General features: G+C 72.2%; 25 protein-coding genes and 1 pseudogene. 14 read left to right on the forward strand and 12 right to left on the reverse strand.

All coding sequences use genetic code 11. The annotated features are described in order from the left end of the window. Positions 1-6: 6 nt before the first annotated feature. Positions 7-681, reverse strand: coding sequence for an MmpS family transport accessory protein (locus KBX71_RS25650; RefSeq protein WP_210820400.1), 675 nt, complete (start codon positions 679-681; stop codon positions 7-9). A gap of 575 nt (positions 682-1,256) precedes the next feature. Here KBX71_RS25650 and glmS point away from each other — a divergent pair. Further along, on the forward strand, positions 1,257-3,170 hold the full coding sequence (gene glmS / locus KBX71_RS25655) for a glutamine--fructose-6-phosphate transaminase (isomerizing) (protein WP_124816105.1): 1,914 nt from the start codon (positions 1,257-1,259) through the stop codon (positions 3,168-3,170). Positions 3,171-3,173: 3 nt separating this feature from the next. On the opposite strand, the gene KBX71_RS25660 is transcribed toward glmS, so the two are convergent. Together KBX71_RS25660 and KBX71_RS25665 are read right to left on the reverse strand one after the other, a co-directional pair. Continuing rightward, entirely contained in the window at positions 3,174-4,781 is a 1,608-nt protein-coding gene (locus KBX71_RS25660) for an alpha/beta hydrolase (protein ID WP_210820401.1), read from the reverse strand. Beyond that, the gene (locus KBX71_RS25665) at positions 4,778-5,074 is read right to left on the reverse strand and encodes a hypothetical protein (RefSeq protein ID WP_210820402.1); all 297 of its coding nucleotides are present in this window, start codon (positions 5,072-5,074) and stop codon (positions 4,778-4,780) included. Before KBX71_RS25665 ends, KBX71_RS25660 begins: the two co-directional genes overlap by 4 nt. Before the next feature lie 174 nt (positions 5,075-5,248). On the opposite strand from KBX71_RS25665, the gene KBX71_RS25670 reads away from it, so the two are divergent. From KBX71_RS25670 to ung, 6 genes are all read left to right on the forward strand, one after another. After that, positions 5,249-5,617 carry a holo-ACP synthase gene (locus tag KBX71_RS25670; protein WP_124815487.1) on the forward strand — a complete coding sequence of 123 codons (369 nt, stop codon included), beginning with the start codon at positions 5,249-5,251 and terminating at the stop codon, positions 5,615-5,617. 55 nt (positions 5,618-5,672) lie between these two features. Next, positions 5,673-7,142, forward strand: a complete 1,470-nt coding sequence (locus KBX71_RS25675; protein ID WP_210820403.1) for an NAD(P)H-hydrate dehydratase — start codon at positions 5,673-5,675, stop codon at positions 7,140-7,142. Between the two features lie 90 nt (positions 7,143-7,232). Continuing rightward, entirely contained in the window at positions 7,233-8,351 is a 1,119-nt protein-coding gene (alr, locus tag KBX71_RS25680) for an alanine racemase (RefSeq protein ID WP_210820404.1), read from the forward strand. Then, positions 8,348-9,451, forward strand: coding sequence for an alpha/beta fold hydrolase (locus tag KBX71_RS25685; protein WP_210820405.1), 1,104 nt, complete (start codon positions 8,348-8,350; stop codon positions 9,449-9,451). The genes alr and KBX71_RS25685 overlap by 4 nt, the downstream gene beginning before the upstream one ends. Then, a complete protein-coding gene (gene tsaE, locus KBX71_RS25690; protein WP_210820406.1) occupies positions 9,448-9,930 on the forward strand; it encodes a tRNA (adenosine(37)-N6)-threonylcarbamoyltransferase complex ATPase subunit type 1 TsaE in 483 nt (160 codons plus the stop codon). Before KBX71_RS25685 ends, tsaE begins: the two co-directional genes overlap by 4 nt. Before the next feature lie 65 nt (positions 9,931-9,995). Beyond that, a complete protein-coding gene (ung, locus tag KBX71_RS25695; RefSeq protein WP_124815494.1) occupies positions 9,996-10,697 on the forward strand; it encodes a uracil-DNA glycosylase in 702 nt (233 codons plus the stop codon). 25 nt (positions 10,698-10,722) lie between these two features. Here the strand turns inward: ung and KBX71_RS25700 are convergent, their stop codons facing one another. Beyond that, the gene (locus tag KBX71_RS25700; protein ID WP_210820407.1) at positions 10,723-11,427 is read right to left on the reverse strand and encodes a helix-turn-helix domain-containing protein; all 705 of its coding nucleotides are present in this window, start codon (positions 11,425-11,427) and stop codon (positions 10,723-10,725) included. Between the two features lie 456 nt (positions 11,428-11,883). Between KBX71_RS25700 and tsaB the strand changes: the two genes are divergently transcribed. The 4 genes from tsaB to KBX71_RS25720 are packed head-to-tail and all read left to right on the forward strand — an operon-like array spanning position 11,884 to position 14,348. Beyond that, complete coding sequence (gene tsaB, locus KBX71_RS25705; protein ID WP_210820408.1) at positions 11,884-12,561, forward strand: tRNA (adenosine(37)-N6)-threonylcarbamoyltransferase complex dimerization subunit type 1 TsaB; 678 nt, start codon at positions 11,884-11,886, stop codon at positions 12,559-12,561. Continuing rightward, a complete protein-coding gene (gene rimI / locus KBX71_RS25710) occupies positions 12,558-13,040 on the forward strand; it encodes a ribosomal protein S18-alanine N-acetyltransferase (RefSeq protein ID WP_210820409.1) in 483 nt (160 codons plus the stop codon). Before tsaB ends, rimI begins: the two co-directional genes overlap by 4 nt. After that, positions 13,033-14,079, forward strand: coding sequence for a tRNA (adenosine(37)-N6)-threonylcarbamoyltransferase complex transferase subunit TsaD (tsaD, locus tag KBX71_RS25715; RefSeq protein WP_210820410.1), 1,047 nt, complete (start codon positions 13,033-13,035; stop codon positions 14,077-14,079). The genes rimI and tsaD overlap by 8 nt, the downstream gene beginning before the upstream one ends. 14 nt (positions 14,080-14,093) lie before the next feature. Beyond that, the gene (locus KBX71_RS25720) at positions 14,094-14,348 is read left to right on the forward strand and encodes a hypothetical protein (protein WP_210820422.1); all 255 of its coding nucleotides are present in this window, start codon (positions 14,094-14,096) and stop codon (positions 14,346-14,348) included. A 33-nt stretch (positions 14,349-14,381) separates the two neighbouring features. On the opposite strand, the gene KBX71_RS25725 is transcribed toward KBX71_RS25720, so the two are convergent. From KBX71_RS25725 to KBX71_RS25760, 8 genes and pseudogenes are all read right to left on the reverse strand, one after another. Next, positions 14,382-15,122 (reverse strand): DUF4142 domain-containing protein, encoded by a 741-nt coding sequence (locus KBX71_RS25725; protein WP_210820411.1) that lies wholly within the window; start codon positions 15,120-15,122, stop codon positions 14,382-14,384. Positions 15,123-15,247: 125 nt separating this feature from the next. Beyond that, the gene (locus tag KBX71_RS25730; RefSeq protein WP_210820412.1) at positions 15,248-15,544 is read right to left on the reverse strand and encodes a DUF1707 domain-containing protein; all 297 of its coding nucleotides are present in this window, start codon (positions 15,542-15,544) and stop codon (positions 15,248-15,250) included. A 19-nt stretch (positions 15,545-15,563) separates the two neighbouring features. Continuing rightward, positions 15,564-16,745 (reverse strand): ROK family protein, encoded by a 1,182-nt coding sequence (locus KBX71_RS25735; protein WP_210820413.1) that lies wholly within the window; start codon positions 16,743-16,745, stop codon positions 15,564-15,566. A 22-nt stretch (positions 16,746-16,767) separates the two neighbouring features. Then, positions 16,768-18,030: a sugar ABC transporter permease gene (locus KBX71_RS25740; RefSeq protein WP_210820414.1), complete on the reverse strand. Its 1,263-nt coding sequence runs from the start codon at positions 18,028-18,030 to the stop codon at positions 16,768-16,770. Beyond that, positions 18,027-18,845, reverse strand: coding sequence for an ATP-binding cassette domain-containing protein (locus KBX71_RS25745; protein WP_124776161.1), 819 nt, complete (start codon positions 18,843-18,845; stop codon positions 18,027-18,029). Before KBX71_RS25745 ends, KBX71_RS25740 begins: the two co-directional genes overlap by 4 nt. Positions 18,846-18,959: 114 nt before the next feature. Further along, positions 18,960-20,048: a sugar ABC transporter substrate-binding protein gene (locus KBX71_RS25750; protein ID WP_210820415.1), complete on the reverse strand. Its 1,089-nt coding sequence runs from the start codon at positions 20,046-20,048 to the stop codon at positions 18,960-18,962. 198 nt (positions 20,049-20,246) lie between these two features. Then, a pseudogene (locus tag KBX71_RS34870) lies at positions 20,247-20,381 on the reverse strand (Cys-tRNA(Pro) deacylase); the annotation flags it as partial. Further along, entirely contained in the window at positions 20,382-21,578 is a 1,197-nt protein-coding gene (locus KBX71_RS25760; protein ID WP_210820417.1) for a methyltransferase domain-containing protein, read from the reverse strand. A gap of 259 nt (positions 21,579-21,837) precedes the next feature. Here KBX71_RS25760 and groES point away from each other — a divergent pair, with 259 nt between their 5' ends. The 3 genes from groES (at position 21,838) to KBX71_RS25775 (ending at position 25,714) form a co-directional block, all read left to right on the forward strand. Continuing rightward, on the forward strand, positions 21,838-22,152 hold the full coding sequence (gene groES, locus KBX71_RS25765; protein WP_030330046.1) for a co-chaperone GroES: 315 nt from the start codon (positions 21,838-21,840) through the stop codon (positions 22,150-22,152). Between the two features lie 70 nt (positions 22,153-22,222). Further along, positions 22,223-23,863: a chaperonin GroEL gene (gene groL / locus KBX71_RS25770; RefSeq protein WP_124821690.1), complete on the forward strand. Its 1,641-nt coding sequence runs from the start codon at positions 22,223-22,225 to the stop codon at positions 23,861-23,863. Between the two features lie 153 nt (positions 23,864-24,016). Continuing rightward, complete coding sequence (locus KBX71_RS25775; RefSeq protein WP_210820418.1) at positions 24,017-25,714, forward strand: molybdopterin-dependent oxidoreductase; 1,698 nt, start codon at positions 24,017-24,019, stop codon at positions 25,712-25,714. The last annotated feature ends 453 nt before the right edge of the window (positions 25,715-26,167 follow it).

A 26,167-nucleotide genomic window follows, 5' to 3' on the forward strand; every position in this document is an offset into this window, starting at 1 on the left:
CCAGCCTCACTCGGGCCCGCAACTGGTCGCCCAGTATCCCCGAGTCTTGTTGACGACCGGCTTGCCCGCGCCGGTGACCGTGACTGTGCAGTCGAGTGGTCTCTCACCCTCATCGTCGGCCCATCTGGCCTCCACCATGACCCGGCTCTTGCCGTTGGTGCGGATGGTGGTGCGCCAGGGCAGTTTCTGGCCGTCGACGTGGATGAGGTCGCTCTCGGCGTCAAAGTACGCGAGGTCGACAGTGCCCGCTCCGGTCACCTCGTAGACCACTGTCACCGGCGCCGGTCCCGAGGTCGGTCGGGTGATCGGCTTCTTGCTGGGGGTGGGCGCCGCGGTGGATGGCCTGGTGGTGGGTCGCTCCGGGATGAGCGGCCCGGCGCTCGGTGGGGTCCAGCCGTCGTCGTCGGGGACGACCCACGGATCCTCGGCGACCGAGTCCGGGTTGGTCGAGCCGAGCCACAGGCCACCCACGCAGAGGCAGCCACACACGAGGAGGACGAGTGCCACGACGGCCGCGACGACGATCCCGACGATCCGTCCGCTGCTCGTGGTCGTCTTGCCGGGGACCTGCGGATACCCGGGGTAGGCGTACGGCGGCGGATAGCCGGGCGGCGGCCATCCGGTGCCGGGCGGCGGCCAGCCGGCGGCCGGCGGCTGCCCGCCGGGCGTGGGCCACCCCACCGGGGGCGTCGATCCGGTGGGTGTCGGGCCCGAGGCGTCGGGCGACCACGGGGGCGTCTGTGCGTCGGGCGTCCACGGTGCCCCGGGCGGTTGTGGCGTCCATGGCGTCGCGGGCGGTTGTGGCGTCCACTGGGTGGCGGGCGGAGTCGGCGCCCACGGCGCTGCCGGCGGGGACGGTGACCATGGGGCCGGCGGTGCCCACGGCTGGGCCGGGGCCAGCGGGTCGGAGGCCGGGAGCGGAGCCGAGGAGGGCGGTGCCGTCGGATCCGGCGGGGGCGCGGAGGAGGCCGGGTCCGGTGCGGAGGAGGGGGATGGATCGGGCGGGGGCGTGTCGGACATGGCTGCTCCGGGCGGGAGTGGGTATGGGACGAGCGGGCCGTGGACGGGAGCGCCAAACCCGCCGAGAGACTGTCGTACCCGAAGGCGTGTCGCAACCCCGCGTCCCGGGCGGGGCGCGAGTGGCCTGTGACGCACGTCCCGTTGCGGCCCTCCAACCACCGATCGCTCAGATTCCGTGATTGATAACCCGACTTTCGAGCACCCATCATGAGTGAAACTGGGTTAGGCTGCGGGCCATGTGTGGAATCGTGGGATACGCGGGCGCGCGCCCTGCACTCGGCATCGTCCTCGACGGGCTGCGGCGGCTGGAATACCGCGGCTACGACTCGGCAGGCGTCGCGATCGTCTGCGACGACCAGCTGCTGACCGAGAAGAAGGCCGGCAAGCTGGCCAACCTGGAGAAGGTGCTGTCCGAGCGGGCCGCCGACGACCCGACCTCCTGCGCGGCGAGCCCGATCGGCATCGGTGACGGCACCACAGGCATCGGGCACACCCGGTGGGCCACCCACGGCGGCCCGACCGACCGCAACGCCCACCCGCACGTCGCCCCCGACGGCCGGGTCGCGGTGATCCACAACGGGATCATCGAGAACTTCGCCAAACTCCGCGCCGAGCTGGAGGCCGACGGCGTCCAGTTCACCAGCGACACCGACACCGAGTGCGCCGCGCACCTGCTCGCCGCCGCGCTGGCCGACCTACGCGCCGCCGGCCAACCGGACAGCCCCCAACTTCTCGCCGCCGGCATGCGCGTGGTCTGCCAGCGGCTGGAGGGCGCGTTCACCCTGCTCGCCGTGGACGCCTCGGTGCCCGGTGCGGTGGTCGGCGCCCGACGCAACTCGCCGCTTGTCGTCGGTCGCGGCGACGGAGAGAACTACCTGGCCAGCGACGTGGCCGCGTTCATCGAGCATACCCGGGAAGCGGTCGAGCTGGGCCAGGACCAGATCGTGCTGATCACCGGTGACAGCATCGAGATCACCGACTTCGAGGGCCAGCCCGCCGCCGGCAAGGACTTCCATATCGACTGGGACTCCTCGGCCGCCGAGAAGGGCGGCTACGACTGGTTCATGCTCAAGGAGATCGAGGAGCAGCCACAGGCCATCGCCGACACGCTGCTCGGCCGGCTCACCGAGACCGGTGAGATCGCCCTCGACGAGGTCCGCCTCAGCGACCAGGATCTGCGCGACGTCGACAAGATCTTCATCGTGGCCTGCGGCACGGCCTACCACGCCGGCATGGTCGCCAAGTACGCCATCGAGCACTGGACCCGGATCCCATGCGAGGTGGAGCTGGCCAGCGAGTTCCGCTACCGCGACCCGGTGCTCGACCGGTCCACGCTGATCGTGGTCATCTCGCAGTCCGGCGAAACGATGGACACCCTGATGGCGCTGCGCCACGCCAAGGAGCAGAAGGCCCGGGTGCTGGCGATCTGCAACACCAACGGCTCGACCATCCCCCGCGAGTCCGACGCCGTGCTCTACACCCACGGTGGGCCGGAGATCGCCGTCGCCTCCACCAAGGCGTTCCTCACCCAGGTCGTCGCCTGCTACCTGATCGGCCTGCACCTGGCCCAGGTGCGCGGCATCAAGTTCGCCGACGAGGTCGGCGCGGTGGTCGCGCAGTTGCAGGAGATTCCCGGCAAGCTGCGTGAGCTGCTCGACCGGATCGAGCCCGTCCGCGAGCTGGCCCGGGAGCTGAAGTCCGAGCCGACAGTGCTGTTCATCGGCCGGCACGTCGGCTACCCGGTGGCCCTGGAGGGCGCGCTGAAGCTCAAGGAACTGGCGTACATGCACGCCGAGGGCTTCGCCGCCGGTGAGCTGAAGCACGGCCCGATCGCCCTGATCGACGAGGGCACCCCTGTCATCTGCGTGGTGCCCTCGCCGGTCGGCCGGGGCATGCTGCACGACAAGGTCGTCTCCAACATCCAGGAGGTCCGGGCTCGTGGCGCGCGGACCATCGTCATCGCGGAGGAGGGTGACGAGGCCGTCGTCCGGTACGCCGACCACCTGATCTACGTGCCGCGTACGCCCACCCTGCTGGCCCCGCTCGTCACCACCGTGCCGTTGCAGGTGCTGGCCGCCGAGATCGCCGCCGCCCGGGGGCACGACGTGGACCAGCCCCGCAACCTGGCCAAGTCGGTCACCGTCGAGTAAGCCTCAGCGGCCCAGGACGACCCGGGCCATCCCGTCCAGCGCGGGATTGCCCGGGTCCCAGTAACCGGTGTGGCCGCCTCGCCCACTGCCGAAGACCCGACCGCCGAACCCTGGATCCGACGGGTCGTGCCCGAACCACAACTGGTGCCCGGTCTGGTCGGGCCAGCCCAGCACGGCGGCCAACGGAACCGTACGCAGCAGGGCCCGCCGGCCCAGCTCCTCCGGTGGCCGGGCCGCCCGGATCACGTCGTCGGGTGCGGTGCTCGACCAGACCTCCCCGGGTGGCACGCCCAGCTCGGCGGCGTGCGACGCGCCGACGCCTGGCGAGCCGACGAAGACCAGCGCGTCGGCGGCGAGCCCGTGCTCCCGGGCGGCCACCCCCACCACCAGCGACCCGTAGCTGTGCCCCAGCACGGTCTGCCGTGCCGGTGGGCCGTCGTGGCTGGCGCGCAGCCCCTCCTGGAAGCGGTGCAACGCCGGGCCGGCGTCCCGGGCCTGGCCCGCCGAGGCGGCCTCGTTGAGCAGATCAGGGGCGTCGTAGTCCAACCAGAGCACCGCCGCGCTGCGCTCACCCGGGGCGAGCGCGGCACACCGGTCCAGCACCCGAGCGGCTCTGCCCAACTCGCCGGGGGCGTCGTCCAGGCCGGCGGTCATCCCCGGCACGTAGGTCAGCACCCGGTCGGCGTGGTCCGGGTCGCCGAGCGCCACCACCACCCGGCCCTCACCCGCCGGATCCATCCCCAGCAGGTATGCCCGCGGCGCCCCGCCGGCCGTCAGCCGCTCGACCAGCGCGTCCAGGCCGGCCAACCGTCCGGCAACCCCGCGCAGCCGGATCGACGCGACCGCCCCCGGCGGCACCCGGGACAGCAGCCGTCGCCGCTCGGCCAGCAACTCCGCGCGCCAGACGTCGAGCAGTAACCGGTTGGCCTGGTCGCGGGCGGCCACCGGCACCCCGTCCAACCGGCCGACCAGAGCCGGCTCGTGCCCGATCAGCCACCGTCGCTGCGCCGGGGTCAACCCGGACCACCAGGCGCTGACCAGCGCGGGCGCGGCACCGGGGGCCGGTTGGCCCGGCGGGGGCGGGGACGCCCAGCCGGTCTCGGCGGCCCTCGTCAGCTCGTCCAAGCGGTCGGCGGCGGCCCGGTCCGCTGCCGCTGCTGCGTCGAGCGCGGCCCGCAGGGCCGCGGCCACCCCGGCCACCGCCACCCCCGCCGCTGCCACGCCGGCCCGGTCGGTGGGCCGAACCCGGGCGGGATCGACCCGCACCGCGCCCGAGCGGTCCACCAGCAGACCGGCCGCATCGGCCTGGGCAACCGCCAGGGTGAGCCGTGCCTTCGCCACCGTCAGCCGATCGGCCAACTCGGCCAGCACCTGGTCGACCTCGATCAGCGCGGGTGCGATCGAGGCCAGCTCGTCACGAAGACCGGCGAGCCGGGCATCCGCCGCCGTGGCTGCCGCACCCGACCAACCGCCCCGCAACCGCCCGCCGGCCGCGCGCAGCCCGTCGACGCGCCGATCGAGTGGCCCGGTCAACCCCGCCCACGCCGACCCGGCGGCCCGCCACCCGTCCGGATCGACAGCCCACAGCTGTCGGTAGCCGACGCCGCTCACCGGGGCAGGGAGGCGAACCGGTCGGCGGCCCGATCGTCCACCGTGTCGTACGCCTCGGCCGCCGCCCGAACCCCGCCGGAGGCCGCCGCGACCCGGGCGCCCAGCCGGCAGAACCAGGCGTGCCCCGCTGCCTCCAACCCGGCCAGGGCCGCGCCGGCTCGCCACTCGGGTGCCGCCACCACCAGCCCGGGCAGCCCCGCGAGGCCAGACGCCAACCGGCGCGCCTCGTCGTCGAGCAGGACGGCGACCGCCCGCAACTCCTCCAGCCGGACGGCGAACGGCTCGTCGGACATGACCACACCCCCGTGGACGATCGGCATCGACGCGCTGACGCTAGGCGCGTGCCAGAGGTCGCGCGGTGCCCTGTGGACAGCCGGCGTCGAGGCGTACCCCGGGGTGTCCACAGGCGTTGCCCAGCGCGAGCCCGACGGCTAATCTGCGGCCCCGACCGCCGGTAGGGTGGTGTGGTGATCGTCGCTGTCGGCATCGACGTCGTCCTGGTCGACCGGTTCGCCCGGGCCCTGGCACGGACGCCGCTGCTCGCCGACCGGCTGTTCACCGAGGCGGAGCGGCACACCCGCTCCGGCAACCCGCGCTCGCCCGAATCGCTCGCCGCCCGGTTCGCCGCCAAGGAGGCGGTGGCGAAGGCCCTCGGCGCTCCGGCCGGGCTCAACTGGCACGACTGCGAGATCGTGCCCGACCCGGACGGCCGCCCCTGGCTGGCCGTCTCCGGCACTGTCGCGGCGGTGGCCGACGCGCGTGGGGTAAACCACTGGCATCTCTCGTTGTCGCACGACGGCGGGATCGCCTCGGCGATGGTGGTCGCGGAACGATGACGTCGGCCGGGAGGGCCGATCAGGTCCGCCCGCGAACGGAATGGGACACGGTGGCATGAGAGCGGTGTGGCGGGTGGCCGACGTACGGGCGGCCGAGGCGGGGTTGATGGGCGCGCTGCCGGAGGGGACGCTGATGCAGCGGGCCGCCGCCGGCCTGGCCCGCCGCGCCGCGCTCCTGCTCGCCGAGCGGGGCGGGGTCTACGGCGGCCGGGTGCTGCTGCTGGTCGGCTCCGGTGACAACGGGGGCGACGCGCTGTACGCGGGGGAACGGCTGGCCCACCGGGGTGTCCAGGTGTCCGCGCTGCTGCTCACCCCCGGGCGGGCGCACGCCGCCGGCCTGGCCGCGCTGCGAGCCGCCGGCGGCCGGCTGGTGCCGAGCCCGGCGGGCCCGGTCGACCTGGTCCTCGACGGCATCGTCGGCATCGGTGGCACCGGCGGGCTCCGGGCCAACGCGGACGAGGTGGTCCAGCGTCTCGGCGACCTGCGCGGACGCGACGGGGAGCGGGCCACCGTGCTGGCGGTCGACGTGCCCAGCGGGATCGCGGTCGACACCGGTCACGTGCCGCTGTCCGCGTCCGGCCGACCCACAGCGGTCCGCGCGGACGTGACGGTGGCCTTCGGCGCGCTGAAGCCCGCCCTGGTGGTCGGCCCGGCCGCCGCGCTGGCCGGGCAGGTCGAGCTTGTCGACATCGGGCTGCGCCCGTGGCTGCGCGGCACCCCGGCGCTGCGGGTCACCGAGTGGTCCGACCTGGTCGACTGGTGGCCCGAGCTGGGCCCGGCGTCGGAGAAGTACACACGGGGCGTGGTGGGGGTGGCGACCGGCTCGGCGACCTACCCCGGTGCGGCGGTGCTCTCCGTGGGCGGCGCCCTGGCCGGTCCCACCGGCCTGGTCCGCTACGCCGGCGGCGCCCGCGCCGAGGTGCTGCACCAGCACCCCTCGGTGATCGCCAGTGGGCGGGTCGCCGACGCGGGCCGGGTGCAGGCCTGGGTCTGCGGCTCCGGGCTGGGCACCGGTGCCGACGCGGCGGCCGAGCTGCGTGCCGTACTGGCCGCCCCGGTGCCGGTGGTGCTCGACGCCGACGCCCTGACCCTGCTGGTGGACGGCTCGCTCGCCGACCGCCTGCGCGGCCGGGACGCGCCCATCGTCGTCACCCCGCACGACCGGGAGTTCACGCGCCTCTGCGGGGAGGAACCGGGCGCCGACCGGGTCGGCGCCGCGCTGCGGCTGGCCGCCTGGATGAACGCGGTGGTGCTGCTCAAGGGCGACCGCACGGTGATCGGCACGCCGGACGGTCGGGCGTACGTCAACCCGACCGGCACCCCGGCGCTGGCCACCGGCGGCACCGGCGACGTGTTGGCCGGGCTGCTCGGCTCGCTGCTGGCGGCCGGGGTGCCCGCCGATCGGGCCGCCGCCTCGGCCGCGTACCTGCATGGGCTCGCCGGGCGGGAGGCGGCCCGGAGCGGGCCGGTGACCGCGCCCGACGTGGCAACCGCGCTGCGTCCGGTGCTGGCCCGGCTGGGCTGAACCTGTCGCTTCCGGGTGCGGTGACCGGATCGCCGCGTCGGGACGTGCGTCGCCGCCCGCGGTGATCACGGCGGAAAGTAGGCTGGGCACATGTGGCAGGCCGAGGTACGCGTCGATCTTGACGCCATCCGCGAGAACGTGAGCAGGCTCCGTTCCGGCACCACCGCCGAGTTGATGGCGGTGGTGAAGGCCGACGGGTACGGCCATGGCATGCTTCCGGCCGCCCGCGCGGCGCTCGACGCCGGCGCGGACTGGCTCGGCGTCTGCACCCTCGACGAGGCGCTCACCCTGCGGCGGGCCGGCGTGACAGTGCCGGTGCTGGCCTGGCTGCTCGCGCCCGGGTTGCCGCTGCACGAGGGGGTCAGCGCCGGGGTGGACCTGGGCACGGCCAGCCTGGCGCAACTGGACGAGATGATCGAGGCGAGTCGCCTCGCCGGGCGCCCCGCCCGCCTGCATCTCAAGATCGACACGGGGCTGTCGCGGGGTGGTGCGACAGTCGCCGACTGGCCCGCGCTGCTGGACGCCGCCGCGAAGGCACAGGCCGACGGCCTGGTCGAGGTGGTCGGCGTGTGGAGCCACTTCGTGTACGCGGACTCGCCCGGCCACCCCACCACCGACCGCCAACTGGCCGTCTTCCACGAGGGGCTGGCCATGGTCGAGCGGGCCGGGCTGCGACCGCGCTGGCGGCACCTCGCCAACTCGGCCGCCACCCTCACCCGCCCGGACACCCACTTCGACCTGGTCCGCCCCGGCCTGGCCATCTACGGGCTGTCCCCGGTGGCCGGCGAGACGTACGGGTTGCGGCCGGCGATGACCGCCCGCGCCCGGGTGATGCTCACCAAGCGGGTGCCCGCCGGCACCGGCATCTCCTACGGGCACGCCTACACGACGGAAGCCGACGCGAACCTGGCCGTGGTGCCGCTCGGCTACGCCGACGGGGTTCCCCGGCACGCGTCCAACACCGGTCCGGTGCAGCTCGGCGGCGTACGCCGGACGATCTCGGGGCGGGTCTGCATGGACCAGTTCGTGCTCGACTGCGGCGACGACCCGGTGGCCGACGGCGACGTGGCGACACTCTTCGGCAGCGGCGTCGACGGCGAGCCGACCGCGGACGACTGGGCCGAGGCGGTCGGCACGATCAACTACGAGATCGTCACCCGGTTCGGTGGCACGCGGGTTCCCCGGGTCTACGACGGCGAAAGACCATGAGCTATCGCGTTCCGCGTCCGCGGACGGCCGTGGGCCGGGTCGCCGGGATCGTCGGCGCGGCGGTGGGGGTGGCCGCGGCGGGCCTGGCGGCCGGGGTCGCGACCGAGCGGACTCTGGTCCGCCGGCTCAAGGCTGACCCGGCCGACCGCTACGCGCACGAGACGTTCGACAAGCAGCGGTACGACGAGGCGTTCCGCCTGGAGCTGCCGGACGGCACGGACATCCACGTCGAGGTGGTCGAGCCGACCCGACCGGTGCCGGGGCGCCCGACGGTGGTGCTGGTGCACGGCTTCTGCCTGGACATGGGGACGTTCCACTTCCAGCGCCAGATGCTGGCCGCCCGTGGTGACTACCGGATCGTTGCCTACGACCAGCCCGGTCACGGCCGGTCCGGCCGGCTGGAGACCGGGGAGTACGACCTCGCGGTGCTCGGCCGGACACTGCGCCAGGTGATCGACCGAACCGCCCCGGAAGGGCCGCTGGTGCTGGTCGGCCACTCGATGGGCGGCATGACCATCATGGCGTTCGCCGAGTTGTACCCGGAGCTGTTCGGTGACCGGGTGGTGGGCACCGTTCTGATGGCCACGTCGGGCGGGCTCATCGCGGAGACCAAGCTCGTCGCGCCCGCGCTGCTCGGCCGGGTCGGTGGCCCGGTGCTGTACATGGTCAGCAACGCCACCCGGTACGGCGGGCCGGTGATCGACAAGGCCCGCAAGTCGACGTCGAACGTGGCCTGGCTGTTGACCCGCAAGTACGGCTTCGGCACCCGCAAGCCCAGCCCGTCGCTGGTGTCCTACGTGGAGACGATGAACTCCCGGACGTCGGCCGACACGGTGACCCGTTACCTGCGGACCCTGGCCACCCACTCGCGCTTCCCGGCGCTGGCGGCGTTGGCGGCGACTCCGGTACTGGTGGTGGTCGGCGACAAGGACATGATCACTCCGGTGACCCACTCCGAGGAGATCGTCCGCCGGCTGCCGCACGCCGAGTTCGTGAAGATCGAGGACAGCGGTCACGTGGTGATGTTGGAGCACGCGGACGAGGTCAACGCCGCCCTGGCGCGGTTCCTGGAGTCATTGCAGATCGTGGAGGAACGGTGAGTCACGTCGTCAAGCTGCCGACCGTGGAGGACACTCGGGACTTCGGCCGGCGGCTGGCCGGGCTGCTGCGCGCCGGCGACCTGGTGCTGTTGACCGGCCCGCTGGGCGCCGGCAAGACCGCCCTCACCCAGGGTATCGGCGCCGGGCTCGGTGTCCTCGGGGACATCACCTCGCCGACCTTCGTGATCGCCCGGGTGCACCGCCCCGACCCGGCCCGGGGCGGCCGGGTGGCGTTGGTGCACGCCGACGCGTACCGGCTGGGTGACGCCGCCGACCCGCGCGCCGAGATCGACGACCTGGACCTCGACGCGTCGGTGGACGACTCGGTGACAGTTGTGGAGTGGGGCGAGGGCCTGGTGGAGCAGTTGGTGGACGCGCACCTGCGGGTTCGCATCGACCGCCGCGACGACGACACCCGCATCGTCGAGCTGGACCCGATCGGCGGCGACTGGGCCCGGCGGCTCGCCGACCTGGGCTAGGTCGGTGGCTGTCGTACCCGGTGCCTAGAGTGCGGGGGACCGACCCGTGCTGTGAGAGGTTTCTGATGCCCGACGACGCTCCCGCCCTGGATCTGCTGGCCCTGCTGCCGGAGCAGTGGCGTGCCGTGCTCACCCCGCACCTCGATCCGGCACGCACCGCCGCGCTGGCCGAGTTCGTCGCCCGGGAATACGCGACGCAGACCGTCTTCCCGCCTCTGGAGGACCTGTTCTCGGCATACCGGCTCTGCCCGCCGCAGGGCACCCGGGTGCTCATCCTCGGGCAGGATCCCTACCACCGGGCCGGGCAGGCACACGGGTTGAGCTTCAGCGTCCGTGACGGTGTGACGGTGCCGCCGTCGTTGCGCAACGTCTTCAAGGAGTTGGGCGAGGACGTGGGCGTCGCCAAGCCGCGCAGCGGCAACCTCGACGGTTGGGCCGCCCAGGGTGTGCTGCTGCTCAACGCGGTGCTGACCGTCCGGCAGGCCACCCCGGGCTCGCACGCCAACGCCGGCTGGGAAGAGTTCACCGACGCGACCATCCGGGCACTGGACGCGGCACCGGACCGGGTGGTCTTCCTGCTCTGGGGTGGCTACGCCCGCAAGAAGGCCGCACTTGTCACCAATCCGCAGCACGTGGTGCTGGAGGCGGGTCACCCCAGCCCGATGAACCCGCGCGGCTTCCTCGGCAGCCGCCCGTTCAGCGCCGCCAACAAGGCACTCGCCGACGCCGGCCTGCCCACCATCGACTGGGAGCGCACCGCCGGCTGAGCCGGCACTCGGGCCGGCAGGTGGCTCAGCTGTCGCTGGCCTGCTGCCGGGCCCGGTAGCGGCGCAACAACTCTGCGGCGCGCGGCTCGCTCAGCTCCAGCTCGACAAGCGGCACCACTTGGTAACTCCGCCCGCCGTGGCGCACCTCGATCGTCTCGGGCAACTCGTCGCACATCGTGGCCCTGATCTCCCCGTACCGGGTCGACCACAGGTGTTCGCCCGGCTCTTCGGGCTCCAACCACACCCCGCCGAACTCACCCCAGCGGGCGTTCCACCGCTGGCCGTAGGACGTCTCCAGCCAGCGGGTGAACGCTTTGGAGTCCTGCCAGCGCAGGGCGATCTCCAGCGCGTGGACCGGCACCGGCGCGCCCTGCAACAGCGCCGCGGTGCTTCCGGTGATCACCTGCGGGAAGTCGGTGAGCCGATCCAGCAGCCGATCCAACCCCAGCCCGTCGATTCGCTCGGCGATCGGCCGGGCGGCCAAGGCGTCGATCCGGGCGTCGAGGTGCGCGTCCAACGGCTCGACCCCGATGACCAACTGCACATCCATCGCGGCAAGCAACCGCTCCAGCACGGCGATGGTCGGCGCCCGCTCACCGCGTTCGAACCGGGCCACCGCTGCCTGGTCGACCTCGGCCAGCGCGGCCAACTGACGCTGACTCAGGTCGCGCAGATGTCGTTGCTGCCGCACGGCAGCGCCGAGAAGGGTGACAAGGCGAGTGGATGACATCTCCGCACGATGGACCAAGGGCGAGCACTCCGCGATCCCGTTGCGGCAGATCGGCGGCTTGCCGTCGATCCGGCCCCGAGAATCGCCCGGTCCGTGATCTGGCGGCGGATGGCGGGCCTTACTTCAATGAGCGTGATGTCTGTGAGTCATCAGGATGATTCAGAGACATCACGCTCACTGGGGCGATGTGGCCTGTTGCCGTCCGTCCGTCGGTTGGGCGGTGCGGGCGGGCCGTCGGTCAGCTGAGGCCGTGCGATGGGTGGGGGCCGGGGACGGGTGGGGGCCGCCCCCGGCAGGGCCCCTGGCGACCGGCTGTGGGCGTGGTGGTATCCAGGGCGAGGCGGCGGGGCAGCAGGACGAGACGGCGGGGCAGCCCTGCGGCGGGGCGAGGTCCGCAGCCGCTGGCGGGGCGGGGCGTGACTGGGGCGCGGGACGAGGCGGCTAGGCTGGCTTACCGTGCTCGTACTCGTGGTGGACAGCTCGACCCCCGCGGTCACCGCGGCGCTGGTGGAGGTCTCGGCAGACGGCGTGGCGTCGCGGGCGCACCGGTGCACGGTCGACGCCCGCGCGCACGGTGAGTTGCTCGCGCCGCAGGTGGACGCGGTCCTCGCCGACGCCGACGCACGCCCCCGTGACCTGACCGCCATCGTCGCCGGGCTCGGCCCGGGGCCGTTCACCGGGCTACGGGTCGGCCTGGTCACCGCCGCGACCATGGGTCAGGTGCTCGGCATCCCCACGTACGGCGTCTGTTCGCTGGACGCCATCGGTTACCCGGCGGCGTCCGGCGCGCCGCTCCTGGCCGCCAGCGATGCTCGGCGTAAGGAGCTCTACTGGGCCGTCTACGACGGTGCCGGTCAGCGGATCGTCGGGCCTGAGGTGTCCGCACCGGCGGTCGCCGCTGCGCGCGCTCGCGAACTGGGCGCGACGATCGCGGTCGGTGACGGGGCACACCGATACGCCGAGGTGCTGGACCTGCCCGTTCGGGTCGAGCCGCGCTACCCGGACGCGACAGTGTTGGCGCTGCTGGCCGCCGAGCGAATCCGGGCGGGCGCGGCCAGTGAGCGGCTCACCCCGCTCTACCTGCGCCGCCCCGACGCGGTGGCGGCCACCGGCCGCAAACCGGTCCTGCCATGACGGCGGTACGGCTCGAACCGTTCCGCTGGTGGCACATCGACGACGTGTTGCCGATCGAGGCGGACCTCTTCGGCGCCGAGAAGTGGTCGCCCGCCATGTTCTGGAGCGAGCTCGCCAACGGGCACCACTACCGCGTCGCCGTCGACTCGGACGGGTCGGTGCTCGGCTACGCCGGACTCGCCGGAGCTCCGCCGGACGAGGTGTGGGTGCAGAACATCGCCGTCCGCCGGGACGCCCAGCGGCGCGGTGTGGGCCGCGCCCTGCTGGAGGAACTGCTCGCCGAGGCGGTCCGGCGCGACGCCCGCAGCACCCTGCTGGAGGTCGCCGTGGACAACGTCGCAGCCCAGCGGCTCTATGCCACGTACGGGTTCGAGCCGGTCGGGGTGCGACGCGGCTACTACCAACCGAGCAACACCGACGCGCTGGTCATGCGGCGCGACGCCGAGCCGACCGGGGACGGACCACACGACCATGGCTGACGAACCACTGATCCTGGGTATCGAGACCTCCTGCGACGAGACCGGTGTCGGCATCGTGCGGGGGCACACCCTGCTGGCCGACGCGCTCGCCTCCAGCGTCGAGGAGCACGCCCGGTTCGGGGGCGTGGTGCCGGAGGTGGCCAGCCGGGCACACCTGGAGGCCATCGTGCCGACCATGGACCGGGCGCTGACCGAGGCCGGCGTCACGCTTGCCGACATCGACGCGATCGCTGTCACCTCCGGGCCCGGGCTGGCCGGCGCGCTGCTGGTCGGCGTCGCTGCCGCCAAGGGGTACGCGGTCGCCGCCGAGAAACCCATCTACGGCGTCAACCACCTCGCCGCCCACGTCGCGGTGGACACCCTTGAGCACGGCCCGCTGCCCGAACCCGCCATCGCGCTCCTGGTGTCCGGCGGCCACTCGTCCCTGCTGCTCGTCGACGACCTGGCCCGGGGTGTCACGCCGCTGGGCGCCACCATCGACGACGCGGCCGGGGAGGCGTTCGACAAGGTCGCCCGGCTGCTCGGGTTGCCGTTCCCGGGCGGTCCGCCGATCGACCGGGAGGCCCGGTCCGGCGACGCCGCCTCTATCGCCTTCCCCCGCGGCCTGACCGCCGCGAAGGACCTCGCCGCCCACCGGTACGACTTCTCGTTCTCGGGGCTGAAGACGGCGGTGGCCCGGTGGGTCGAGGCCCGTCAGCGTGCCGGCGAGCCGGTGCCGGTGGCCGATGTCGCCGCGTCCTTCCAGGAGGCGGTCTGTGACGTCCTGACCAGCAAGGCGCTCGCCGCCTGCCGCGCGCAGGGCATCGAGACGCTTGTCATCGGCGGGGGAGTGGCGGCGAACTCGCGGCTGCGGGCGTTGGCCGAGCAGAGGGCCGAGAAGTACGGCATCCGGGTCCGGGTACCCCGACCGAAGCTGTGCACCGACAACGGCGCGATGGTTGCCGCGCTCGGTTCGCACCTGGTCGCCGCCGGGGTCGCTCCGAGTCGACTGGACCTGCCAGCCGATTCGGCACTGCCGTTGACAACGGTCAGCGTGTGACGGGAGCGTCGGACATGATCGTGCGGATGTGGGAGGCGCGTGCCGAGGCGTACGGGGTCGCCGACCTGATCACCTGGGTGTGCGACAACGCACTGCCCGAGTTGGAGCACGACCCGCTCCACGTCTCCAGCGAGGTCTTCTCCTCCACCGACCACCGCGTGGTGGTCATCTCCAAGTGGCGCAGCAATCCGCGCCCACTGCCAGACCCGCCAGCCCTGCTGGTGGCCCGCGCCCCGCACTCCTGGGACTTCACCCAGGTAGACCGCTGACGCGAGCCACCATCCAGGCCGCTGGCTGACTGGTCAGCTGCGGCGCAACATTCGGTAGGTGGCGATTCCGCCTGTGCCGAGCGCGGCGAGGAAGACCAACCAGACGACGGTGCTGCTGACTCCGACCTGCGGGCCGGAGTTGGCGGAGGCGGCGGCCAGGAGCCCGTCCTCACCCGGGGCGGGCAGCGCGGCCGGCGGCAGCTCCGGCCAACGGACCAGGCCGGTGCTCTCCAGCATCTGCATGTGGTGCTGGACGAACGCGTTGGCTTCCTCGCAGAGCTTGCGGACGGTGGCGTCCCGGGTGCTGGCCCGGACCGCGCCGATCACCGGGAAGATCTTGCCGTGGGCGACCCGGAGCCGGGTGACGAAGATCTGGTCGAACCGGGCGCCGGATGCCTTCTGCATCTCGGCCAGCCAGCCCTTCTGCTCGGCCGTCGGCTCGCTGGGGATGCTCGCGCCCAACTTGTTGGCCGCGTCCACCGTGAGTTGGTCGAGCTTCTGGTGCTCGCCGGCGATGCCCGCGCCGATCTCCCGGACCTTTGCCGACTGTCCCTTCTCGGCGGCCATCTGGCCGGCTGGCATCTCCCACAACCCGGCCAACCGGACCCCGTTGAGCAACGTCATGTCGGCGGCGTTGAGCTGCTGGCCGCCGGCTGGTGCGGCGACGGCCATGCCAGGCAGGACACCCACCGCCGCGATGATCGCGATGAGCAGCATCGCCGCTCGGTGGGTCCGGGTGCCCAGTCGGCGATGGGCGGATCTGAGCGGTGCCATGTCTGTGGTGCCTCCTCGGTCCGGACCGGAACGCGTCTGGGCCGGGCAGCCGTACCCTGCCGGTTGCCCGTCCGCCCACTGGTACGGACTGATCGCGCGATCAGTTCATCGCGGGGCGACCCGGATCAGCGGGTGACGGAGAGCAGGCCGCCGAGCAGCAGCAGGGTGAGCGCCGCGGCGGCGAAGACCATCAGCAACTCCTGACGCCCGCGCCGGATCGGGCCGGCGTCGACGATCGGGTCGGGCAGGGCCGGTAGGTCGCGGGTCAGCGCGGCCAAATCACCGAGGGTGCGGGCCGTCCACACCGCACCCGCCCGATCGGAGAACTCGTCCAACGTCAGCCGGCCCGCAGCGGTGTGTTGGTGCAGCGCGGCGACCACCCGGTTGCGGTCGTCGTCGGAGGCGCGCAGCTCGACATCCACGCCGGACAGCGTACGCGGATCAGCCCACGTCGAGGGGGTCTGCGAGGAGCCGTTCGAAGGCCAGTTCGGCGGCGCCGATCAGCGGCGCGTCAGTACCCAGTTTCGGTGTGCGCAGCCGGACGTGCTCCAGGCAGGCGCCGAGCGCGTTCGAGTTGAGTCGGCTGCGGATCTGGGCCGCCGCGGCGAGGTAGAGGTCACGCATGGTGCCGCCGAAGATGACCATCTCGGGGTTGAAGACGTTCACCAGGTTGGCCACCCCGAAGCCGAGCCAGTCGCCGGCCTGGCGTACCGCCGTCTGGGCCCGGGCGTCCCCGCGGTCGGCCGCGTCGAAGACCCCGAGTAGCGCGTCGCGGCCCCGGGCGTCGGAGCGTCCGGCGGCGCGCAGGATCCCGAGCTCACCGATCTCGGTCTCCCAGCAGCCCCGGGAGCCGCACTCACAGGGCCTGCCGTCGCGGACCACCTTCATGTGGCCGACCTCGCCGCCGTAGCCGCCGTGCCCGGTCAGCCGGCGCCCACCGGCGATGATGCCGGCGCCCACGCCGACATCGCCGTACAGGTAGAGGACGTTGTCGCAACCCGCGGCCACACCTCGCGCGTGCTCGGCGAACGCGGCGACGTCGGCCACGTTGCCCACGGTGACCGGCACGTCGATGCCCAACTCGTCGGCGAGGGCCGCGCCGATCGGCTCGTCCACCCAACCGGTGGTGGGGCCGAGCCGGACGAGGCCGTCGTCCCGGCGGACCATGCCGCAGACCGCGACGCCGGCACCGACGCAGATCGCGTCCGCCGGGACCAGCTGCTGCATCTCCTTGACCGCGCCGGCCAGCAGCGGTGCGGCCTCCGCGGCCAGCAGGCCGCGCGGCCGGTCCAGATCCCGGCGGTCCAGGACCGCGCCGCCCAGCCCGATCCGGGCCGCGCGTAGCCGGTCCACCTCCACCGAGTACGCGTACGCGTAGACCCGGGCCGACTCGGGCCGGACGACAAGTGATGGTCGTCCGGCCCGGCCGGTCTCCTTCGGTGCCCCTTCGCTGACCAGCCCCACTGCGGACAGGTCGGCGGTGAGCGCGCCGATGGTGCTGCGGTTGAGCCCCAGCGTGGTGGTCAGTTCGGCACGCGTGGTCGCCCCGTGGACGTGCACGTGGCGTAGCAGGGCCCCGAGGTTCTGCCGTCGGACGTCATCCTGGCTCGGTCCTGGGCGCATGCTGGTGCTACCTCCCGCGCGGTCAGCGGGTGCCGGTGGCTGCCGCGCGGCGGCGGGAGAGCGCGTCGACGCTGGCGGCGAGCAGCAGTACGACGCCGGTGACCACGTACTTGACTCCTGCGGTGTACCCCATCAGGCCCATTCCGTTTTCGATGACCGCGACCACCGCGCCGCCGAGGACGGCGTCGAGGACTCGGCCCTTGCCACCGAAGAGGCTCGTGCCGCCGATCACCGCTGCGCCAACCGCGTAGAGCAGTACGTTACTGCCCCCGGTGTTGGGGTCGACGGAGTTGGCCCGGCTGGCCGCCACGATGCCACCGATGGCGGCCATCGACGAGCAGATCACGAAGACGGAGATCCGGATCCGGTCGACTCCGATACCGGCCCGGCGGGCCGCCTCCCGGTTGCCGCCCACGGCGTAGATGTGCCGGCCGTAGCTGGTGCGCTGGAGCACGAAGGTCCAGATGACCAGCAGCACCGCGATGATCGGCACCACGATCGGCACGCCCTTGAGCGAGACGATGAGGACGTTGCGGCTGCGCTCCAGGTTGAGCACGTACACCGCGGTGCCGAGGATGACGGCGAGCCCGCCGATCCGCAGCGCCACCACCGCGATCGGGTCGGTGATCAGACCGCGGGCCGCCCGGGTGCGGTGGCGCAGCAGTTGCACCGCCGCGTAGCCGACGACGGCGACAGCTGTCAGCGTCCAGCCCAGGACGGGGGCGAGGTTGCGGTTGGCGATGGCGACCAGCACCTCGTCGCGGATGGAGATGTTGGTGCCCTCCTGCACGAGCAGCAGCACGACGCCCTGGAAGGCGAGGAAGCCGGCGAGGGTGACCACGAAGGACGGAATGCCGATCTTCGCGACGAGCATGCCGAGCGTGGTGCCGATGACCACACCTGTGGCGACCGCGGCGAGCACCGCGACCCACCAGGGGTAGCCGAGCACGGTGACCACATTGGCCAGCACGGCCGCGCAGACGCCGCTGGCGAAGCCGGCGGAGAGGTCGATCTCGCCGAGCAGCAGCACGAAGACCAGCCCCATCGCGATCAGCGTGACCGCCGCGCCCTGGGTGAAGAGGTTGGCGAAGTTGCCGGCCGACAGGAACGACGACGGCCGCAGGATCGCGAAGACGCTGCAGAGCACGATCAGGCCGAGCACGGCCGGCAACGCGCCGACGTCGCCACCGCGTACCCGACTGAGGTAGTTGCGGACGTGGCCTCCGACGGTCGGCGCCGGTGTGACGGCCGTGGGGCCGTCCTTCCGCACGGCGGTGGTGGTCATCGGACGCCTCCTGAGATCGAGTCGGCCGGCTGCGGGCCGTCGCCGTTGCTGCCCGGGTCGGTGGCGAGGCCGAGCCCGCCCGAGCGCCCGGCGGTGATCAGCTCGACCACCTGGGCGTGGGTGATGTCGGTGGTCTTCACCTGGGCGACCATCTGGCCGAGGTACAGCGCGGCGATCCGGTCGGAGACGGCGAAGACGTCGTTCATGTTGTGCGAGATGAGCACCACGGCCAGGCCGTTGTCGGCGAGGCGGCGGACCAGTTCGAGCACCTGCGCTGTCTGTGCCACGCCGAGCGCCGCGGTCGGCTCGTCGAGGATGACGAGCTTGCTGTTCCACAGCACCGCCTTGGCGATGGCCACGGTCTGGCGCTGGCCGCCGGAGAGGCTGGACACGTGCTGGCGGAGTGAGGTGACGGTGCGGATGGAGAGCCCGGCCAGGGTTTCGGCGGCGAGCTGTTCCATTGTCGGCTCGTCCAGGACGATGCCGCTGCGCTTCTCCCGGCCGAGGAACATGTTCTGCACGATGTCCAGGTTGTCGCAGAGCGCGAGGTCCTGGTAGACGACCTCGATGCCAAGCGTGGCGGCGTCGCGGGGGCTGCCGATGTGCACCGGTTCACCGTTGAACAGGAACTCTCCGGCGTCGGAGGGGTGGATGCCGCTGATGCACTTCACCAGGGTCGACTTGCCGGCGCCGTTGTCGCCGACAAGTGCTGTCACCTCGCCCGGGTGGACGGTCAGGGCGACGTCGCGGAGCACCTGGACGGGACCGAAGCTCTTGTCGATCCCGCGGAGTTCCAGCAGGGGGGTCGCGGACACGGGGGTCTCCTTCTTAAGGGAGGGTCGGGGCCCGTCCGGCGGGCGCCGCCCGGCACGGGAGGGTGCTCCCGTGCCGGGCGGCGGTGGTCGTTCCGGCGGGTACTGCGGCGTCGGTCAGCTGATGCCGGCTTCGGCGCAGAACTTGGCGTAGGCCCCGGTGCAGACCTGCTCCTTGGTCGCGTAGCCGTCGGCGATGACGTCCTTGACGTTGTCCTTGTAGATGGCCTTCGGGGTGAGCAGCACCGAGGGGACGTCGCGGTCACCGTCCTTCACCGACTGGCCGGTGTCCTTCTGCTCGCCCTTGGCCAGCGCGATGGCCAGGTCCGCGGCGGCCTTGGCCTCTTCCCGGACCGCCTTGTAGACGGTCATGCACTGGTCACCGGCGAGGATGTTCTGCAGGCCCTCCACGCTGGCGTCCTGGCCGGTCACCGGCACCTTGCCGTTGATCTTGTTCTTCTTCAGGATCGAGATGGCGGCGTTGCCGAGAGTGTCGTTGGCTGCCAGCACGCCGTCGATCTTGCCCTTGGTCGCGGTGAGCTGCTGCTCGAAGATGGTCGCGGCGGTGGGGCCGTCCCAGCCCGGCACGGCGTCGTCCGGGCCCTTTGTGTATTCGTTGGAGTCGAACTTCGGCTTGAGCACCGAGTCGTAGCCGGCCTTGAACAGGGTGGCGTTGTTGTCGGTGGGGGAGCCGTTCAGGTACGCCACGACGGGGTTCTTGGCGCCCTTCTCGGTCAGGCACTTGGCCAGACCCTCGCCCTGGAGCTTCCCGACGGACTCATTGTCGAAGCTGACGTAGTACTGGGCGGAGCCGCCGAGGGTGAGCCGGTCGTAGTCGATGGTGGCGACGCCCTGCGACTTGGCCTTGTCGAGCACGGCCTTGCCGGTGCCGGAGTCCAGGTTGACGATCATCAGGGCGGTGACGCCGCTGGTGATCATCTGGTCGGCGATGGTCTGGAAGGCGGTCTTGTCGTTCTGGGCGTTCTGGATGTCGTACTGGACGCCGGCGGCCTTGAACGCCTCTTCCAGGAAGCGGCGGTCCGCCGTCTCCCAGCGGGGGGAGGACTTGCTGTCCGGAAGGATCACGCCGATCTTGGGAGTCTTCTTGGAGTCGGCCGAGCCGTTGCCGGAGTCGTCGCTACAGGCTGTCAAGCCGCCGGTCGTGAGCAGGCCCACGGCGGCGATGGTGAGGATCCCCTTACGCATGTGCAGGGTCCTTTCGGAGGTGGGGGAGGTGTTGTTTTGTTGTGTCCGGCAACGTATTTCGCGTCACACCAGCTCCACAAGACCGCGCAGGTCACTAGTTTGTTGGGAGCGATAACAATTCAGCAACGCGACTGTTACTCCCTGGGTATCCCACGGAGCGTTCGACGTAACGACTGTCGTCAGTGGGGTCTGCAACGGCGCGGTACGCGCGTCGGTCAGCGCCACCAGATCCGCCGCGGCCAGTTCGAGTTGCAGACCGCGCCGACCAGCCGAGACGTAGATCGTCGGGAGGCCCAGCGCGGATTCGTCCAGCACTGTGGGCAACCGGCGACGCTAGTCGACCGGCCGGCCGATCAGCACCGTCGGTGCGCCGGCGACCCGGGTGAGCACCAGACTCGCCGCCTCGTCCCCGGCCAGCCGTAGATCCCGTCGGAGCTGCTCCGGGGTGAGCGCCGAACCCCGCTTGAGGATCTCCACCCGGCCCACCCGACGGTCGCGCAACAGCGCCCGCAGGCGCTTGAGCGAGAACGGCAACACGTCGGTGATCTCCAGACAGCGCGCGTACGGGGTGCGGACCGGCTGGTCGGCGTAGAGGTAGGCGATGCTCGGATCGCCCAGGGTGGCGTCCAGGTCGGTGGCCAGTTCGGCGACGAGGTGCGCGCGGACCACCGCCGGATCCGGGTCGTACAGGTAGCGGCGCGGCGGCCCGACCGGCGCCTCGTCGGCACCCGAGCCGGTGAGCTGGTGACGCTGGGCCTCGGAGCCCCGCTGGCGGTAGAGGGTGGCGCGGCGGGGCACCTCCGCCAGCTCGCCGCACCAGAGCGCGGCCTCGACCAGGTCACCGTCCACGCCGACCCACTCGGCCTCCGCGCCGGCCGGGATGAGCGCGTGGTCCAGGCCCGGCGCGACCTTCACCACTGTGCGCGGCACCCGCTCGGCCAGCCCGGTGACGAAGTCCCACGGCGGCGAGTAGGCGCGCGGGTCGAAGATCCGCCGCCCGGTGCCTGTCGCGCGGCGGGCCGGATCGCAGAAGACCCCGTCGACACCTGACACGTCGAACCCGGTCGCGTCGCCGCACTCGACAGTGAACAGCTCGGCCAGCCCGGCCGCCGTGGCGTTGGCGGCGGCCATCGCGGCGGTCGCCGGGTCGGCCTCCACCCCGTACACCCGGATGCCGGCACGGGCGGCGGCCAGCGCGTCGGCCCCGAGCCCGCACCCGAGGTCGGCCAGGGTGCGCACGCCGGCCGCGTGCAGCCGGGCGGCCCGACGGTCGGCGACCACCCGGCGGGTGGCCTGCTCCAGGCCAGGACGGGTGAGGAACATCCCAGCGGCGGCCACGCCGAACTTGCCGACCGCCCGGTGGCGCAGCTCGGCCTGGGTGAGTGCCGCCGCGGCCAACGTCGGCGGCACCCCGGCCGCGCGCAGCGCCGATGCGGCGGCCAGTGGGTCACCGCCGGCCAGCCCGGCCGCCGCCGTGAGCGCGGCCGACCCTTCGGGGGTACGCAGCGCCGCCAGCTGATCGAGATCCACCCGGCCATTGTCCGGGTGAACCCGGAAATCCGGGCTGGCGGGGCGCGACTCGCTGGCACTCTCCTTGACGGAGTGCTAGCCACGGAATAACCTGCGATTAGCACTCTCACCATGAGGGTGCCAGCTTCCGGGTCTCGCGACCCGGGTGCGCACGCCAGGCGGACCGGCACCCGCGACGACGGCACCGCCCGGTGGCATGAGGCAGATTGACGCTGGTCAGCCCCGCTGACCAGCAACGAAACCAGTACCCCAGGAGGGTATGCCCGTGACTACCGCGACCAAGGTTGCGATCAAGCCGCTCGAGGACCGCATCGTGGTCCAGGCGAACGAGGCTGAGACCACCACGGCGTCGGGCATCGTGATCCCCGACACCGCCAAGGAGAAGCCGCAGGAGGGCACCGTCCTCGCTGTGGGCCCGGGGCGCGTCGACGACAACGGCAACCGGGTTCCGGTTGACGTGCAGGTCGGCGACACCGTCCTCTACTCGAAGTACGGCGGCACCGAGGTCAAGTACGCCGGCGAGGAGTACCTGGTGCTCTCCGCCCGCGACGTCCTCGCGGTCATCGAGAAGTAAGCAACCGATCAGTTCCATTGCCCCGGTCCGGCTCGCCGGGCCGGGGCAATGGCGCTTCGAAGGGACATTAATGGCGAAGATCCTGAGCTTCTCGGACGACGCCCGGCACCTGCTGGAGCACGGTGTCAACGCCCTCGCGGACACGGTCAAGGTCACCCTCGGCCCGCGCGGGCGCAACGTCGTCCTGGACAAGAAATTCGGTGCGCCGACGATCACCAACGATGGTGTGACCATCGCCAAGGAGATCGAGCTCACCAACCCGTACGAGAACCTTGGCGCACAGCTGGTCAAGGAGGTGGCGACGAAGACCAACGACGTCGCCGGCGACGGGACCACCACCGCGACCGTGCTGGCCCAGGCGATGGTTCGCGAGGGTCTGCGCAACGTGACCGCCGGAACCAACCCGGCCGGCCTCAAGCGGGGCATCGACGCGGCGGCCACCAAGGTCTCCGAGGCGTTGCTCGGCCGCGCCGCCGAGGTCACCAGCAAGGAGTCGATCGCGAACGTGGCGACGATCTCCGCGCAGGACTCCACGATCGGCGATCTGATCGCCGAGGCGATGGAGCGCGTCGGCCGCGACGGTGTCATCACCGTCGAGGAAGGCTCGATGCTCACCACCGAACTGGACGTGACCGAGGGTCTCCAGTTCGACAAGGGCTTCATCTCGCCGAACTTCGTCACCGACCTGGAGGGTCAGGAGTCCGTCCTTGAGGACGCGTACATCCTGGTCACCACCCAGAAGATCTCGGCGATCGAGGAGCTGCTGCCGCTGCTGGAGAAGGTCCTGCAGAACAGCAAGCCCCTGCTGATCATCGCCGAGGACGTGGACGGCCAGGCGCTCTCCACCCTGGTGGTCAACTCGCTGCGGAAGACCCTCAAGGTCTGCGCGGTCAAGGCCCCGGGCTTCGGTGACCGGCGCAAGGCAATGCTCCAGGACATCGCGATCTCCACGGGCGCCGAGCTGGTCGCCCCGGAGCTGGGCTACAAGCTCGACCAGGTCGGCCTGGAGGTGCTCGGCACCGCCCGGCGCGTCGTGGTCGACAAGGAGAACACCACGATCGTCGACGGCGGTGGCCAGAAGGCCGACGTCACCGACCGGGTCTCCCAGATCCGCAAGGAGATCGAGGCCTCCGACTCCGACTGGGACCGGGAGAAGCTGGCCGAGCGGCTGGCGAAGCTCTCCGGTGGCATCGCCGTCATCAAGGCTGGCGCTGCGACCGAGGTCGAGATGAAGGAGCGCAAGCACCGCATCGAGGACGCCATCGCGGCGACCAAGGCTGCGGTCGAGGAGGGCACTGTGCCCGGCGGCGGCGCCGCCCTGGTGCAGATCCGCTCGGTGCTCGACGACGACCTGGGCTTCACCGGTGACGAGAAGGTCGGCGTCTCGGTCGTGCGCAAGGCGCTCGTCGAGCCGCTGCGCTGGATCGCCCAGAACGCCGGTCACGACGGCTACGTCGTGACGCAGAAGGTCGCCGACCTCGAGTGGGGCAACGGCCTCGACGCCGCCAAGGGCGAGTACGTCGACCTGGTCAAGGCCGGCATCATCGACCCGGTGAAGGTGACCCGCAACGCGGTCACCAACGCCGCCTCGATCGCCGGTCTGCTGCTCACCACGGAGAGCCTCGTGGTGGAGAAGCCGGAGCAGGCCGAGCCGGCCGGCGCCGGTGGGCACGGCCACGGTCACGGCCACCAGCACGGCCCGGGCTTCTGATCCGGTAGCGACACCCCTTCCGGGGCACACCGTCGTACGGCGGTGTGCCCCGGCTCGTTCTTGCGGGCCCGGCTCGTTCTTGCGGGCCCGTAGGTCATTACCGAACGCTGACGTTGTTGGCGACCGGGCGAGATGATCGCGCACACTGGGCCGATGAGCACCACGTCACGGCGGTACGCCGCGTTGGCCGGAATCACCGCCGCCGCCGTCGCGATCGGGATCGCCGAACCGGTCGCGGTGTTGACCGGCCCCCGGTCGGCGCCCCTGGTCGCGGTCGGCGGGGTCATCGTCGACGCCGTCCCCGAGTCGCTGAAGCAACTCGCCATCGACCTCTTCGGCACCGCCGACAAGATCGCGCTGCTGGTCGGCACGGCCCTGTTGCTGGGCGGCTTCGCCGCGCTCCTCGGCGTACTGGCGGTTCGCCGACTGACACTCGGCCTGGCCGGCATCGCCGCGTTCGGCGCCATCGGCGTGGCCGCCGCGTTGACCCGATCCGGCGCGGACCTCGCCGACGCGCTGCCGTCCCTGGTCGGCGCCGGTCTCGGCGCCCTGGTGCTCTGGCTGTTCATCGCCGGCCCGTTCGAGCTGAACCCCTGGTCCTGGTCACCACCCACTCCGCCTGCCAGCCCAGCCTCGCCTGCCGGCCCGGTGTCGCCTGCCGGCCCGGTGTCGCCCACCGGCCCAGTGCCGTCCGCTGGTCCGGTGTCGCCCGCCGGTCCGGTGCCGGTGACTCCCGCTGGGCCGACGGGCGCGGTCGAGCCGGTCGGGCCCGTCGAAGTGGACCCGGAGTCGCGGCGGCGGTTCCTCACCGGAAGCGGGGTGCTGCTCGGCACGGCGGTGGTGGCCGGTCTCGGCGGGCGCTGGCTGGCAGGCCGGCGCGGCGTGTCCGCGGCCCGGGACGCGATCCGCCTGCCCGCGCCTGTCGCCCCCGCACCGGCCGTGCCGGCAGGCGCGGACCTTTCACTGGCCCAGCTCGCCCCGTACGTCACCCCGAACTTCGGTTTCTACCGGATCGACACCGCGCTGGTGGTGCCCCAGGTCGACCCGGACACGTGGCGGCTGCGGATCCACGGGCGGGTCGGCAGGGAGCGCACCTACAGCTACGCGGACCTGCTGGCTCGACCACTGGTCGAGCGGTACGTCACGCTCGCCTGCGTCTCCAACGAGGTGGGTGGGGACCTGATCGGCAACGCCCGCTGGCTCGGCGTACCCCTGCGGGAACTGCTGGACGAGGTCGAGCCCGACGACGACGCCGACCAGGTCGTTGGTCGGTCCGTCGACGGCTGGACCTGCGGCACCCCCACCGCCGCACTGCGCGACGGACGGGACGCGCTGCTGGCCGTGGGAATGAACGGTGAACCGCTACCGGTCGAGCACGGCTTCCCGGTCCGGGTGGTGGTGCCGGGCCTCTACGGCTACGTGTCAGCGTGCAAGTGGGTGACCGAACTGGAGCTGACCCGGTTCGCTGACTTCGACGCGTACTGGGTGCCGCGCGGCTGGTCCCCCCAAGGGCCGATCAAGACCCAGTCGCGGATCGACACGCCCCGGGGGCGCAACCGGCTGACCGCCGGACCGGTGACCGTCGCGGGGGTGGCGTGGGCGCAGCACCGAGGCATCCGCCGAGTCGAGGTACGCGTCGACAACGGCCAGTGGCAGCAGGCCGAGCTGGCGCCAACCGTGTCGGTGGACACCTGGGTGCAGTGGTCCTGGCGCTGGGACGCCACACCGGGCGAACACCGGCTCCAGGTCCGAGCGACGGACGCGACAGGCGAAACCCAAACCGAACGTACGCAGGACGTCGTCCCGGACGGCGCCACCGGCTGGCACACGATCACCGTCAACGTTCGCTGATCCACGGCCCAGCGTCACCACCCGGGTCGACAACAGCCGCTACCCGCGGGCTGCGCCCGCGACGTGCTGTGCGGGTCGGCGGGCTGCGTCCGTGACGTGACCTGCGGGTCGGCGGGCTGCGTCGGGGACCTGTCCTGCGCGCTCCCGCGACTGCCCTGCGGGCCAGCCGACTGACCGGCGATACGGACCGTGCACGCAGATCTTGGACACTTTCCGTTAGCGCAGAACGGAAAGTGTCCAAGATCTGCGGGCGAATCCGGTTGGTCGACGTCATCCGCCTCCGCCGGTGCCAGCGGTCGGTGTCGTGCTGGTTGTGGTGGTGCGGTGGTGCGGGTTCGCGGGTCAGCTGTTCCAGTGCTGGGTGACGAGGTCGGTGGCCTGCTGCTCCCACTGGGCGTAGGCGTCCGGGTAGGCGGAGACCTGGACGGTCTGCGCGGCCTGGGTCAGGGGCAT

The organism is Micromonospora sp. D93 (assembly GCF_018070365.1).
GTDB lineage: Bacteria > Actinomycetota > Actinomycetes > Mycobacteriales > Micromonosporaceae > Micromonospora > Micromonospora ureilytica.

Excerpts from the sequence above, each read along its gene's own strand:
- groL (WP_124821690.1), top strand. The coding sequence starts at position 22,223 with ATGGCGAAGATCCTGAGCTTCTCGGACGACGCCCGGCACCTGCTGGAG.
- glmS (WP_124816105.1), top strand. The coding sequence starts at position 1,257 with ATGTGTGGAATCGTGGGATACGCGGGCGCGCGCCCTGCACTCGGCATC.
- rimI (WP_210820409.1), top strand. The coding sequence starts at position 12,558 with ATGACGGCGGTACGGCTCGAACCGTTCCGCTGGTGGCACATCGACGAC.
- KBX71_RS25700 (WP_210820407.1), bottom strand. The coding sequence starts at position 11,427 with ATGTCATCCACTCGCCTTGTCACCCTTCTCGGCGCTGCCGTGCGGCAG.
- ung (WP_124815494.1), top strand. The coding sequence starts at position 9,996 with ATGCCCGACGACGCTCCCGCCCTGGATCTGCTGGCCCTGCTGCCGGAG.
- KBX71_RS25675 (WP_210820403.1), top strand. The coding sequence starts at position 5,673 with ATGAGAGCGGTGTGGCGGGTGGCCGACGTACGGGCGGCCGAGGCGGGG.
- KBX71_RS25685 (WP_210820405.1), top strand. The coding sequence starts at position 8,348 with ATGAGCTATCGCGTTCCGCGTCCGCGGACGGCCGTGGGCCGGGTCGCC.
- KBX71_RS25740 (WP_210820414.1), bottom strand. The coding sequence starts at position 18,030 with ATGACCACCACCGCCGTGCGGAAGGACGGCCCCACGGCCGTCACACCG.
- KBX71_RS25775 (WP_210820418.1), top strand. The coding sequence starts at position 24,017 with ATGAGCACCACGTCACGGCGGTACGCCGCGTTGGCCGGAATCACCGCC.
- KBX71_RS25665 (WP_210820402.1), bottom strand. The coding sequence starts at position 5,074 with ATGTCCGACGAGCCGTTCGCCGTCCGGCTGGAGGAGTTGCGGGCGGTC.
- KBX71_RS25725 (WP_210820411.1), bottom strand. The coding sequence starts at position 15,122 with ATGGCACCGCTCAGATCCGCCCATCGCCGACTGGGCACCCGGACCCAC.
- alr (WP_210820404.1), top strand. The coding sequence starts at position 7,233 with ATGTGGCAGGCCGAGGTACGCGTCGATCTTGACGCCATCCGCGAGAAC.
- groES (WP_030330046.1), top strand. The coding sequence starts at position 21,838 with ATGCCCGTGACTACCGCGACCAAGGTTGCGATCAAGCCGCTCGAGGAC.
- tsaD (WP_210820410.1), top strand. The coding sequence starts at position 13,033 with ATGGCTGACGAACCACTGATCCTGGGTATCGAGACCTCCTGCGACGAG.
- KBX71_RS25750 (WP_210820415.1), bottom strand. The coding sequence starts at position 20,048 with ATGCGTAAGGGGATCCTCACCATCGCCGCCGTGGGCCTGCTCACGACC.
- KBX71_RS25720 (WP_210820422.1), top strand. The coding sequence starts at position 14,094 with ATGATCGTGCGGATGTGGGAGGCGCGTGCCGAGGCGTACGGGGTCGCC.
- KBX71_RS25735 (WP_210820413.1), bottom strand. The coding sequence starts at position 16,745 with ATGCGCCCAGGACCGAGCCAGGATGACGTCCGACGGCAGAACCTCGGG.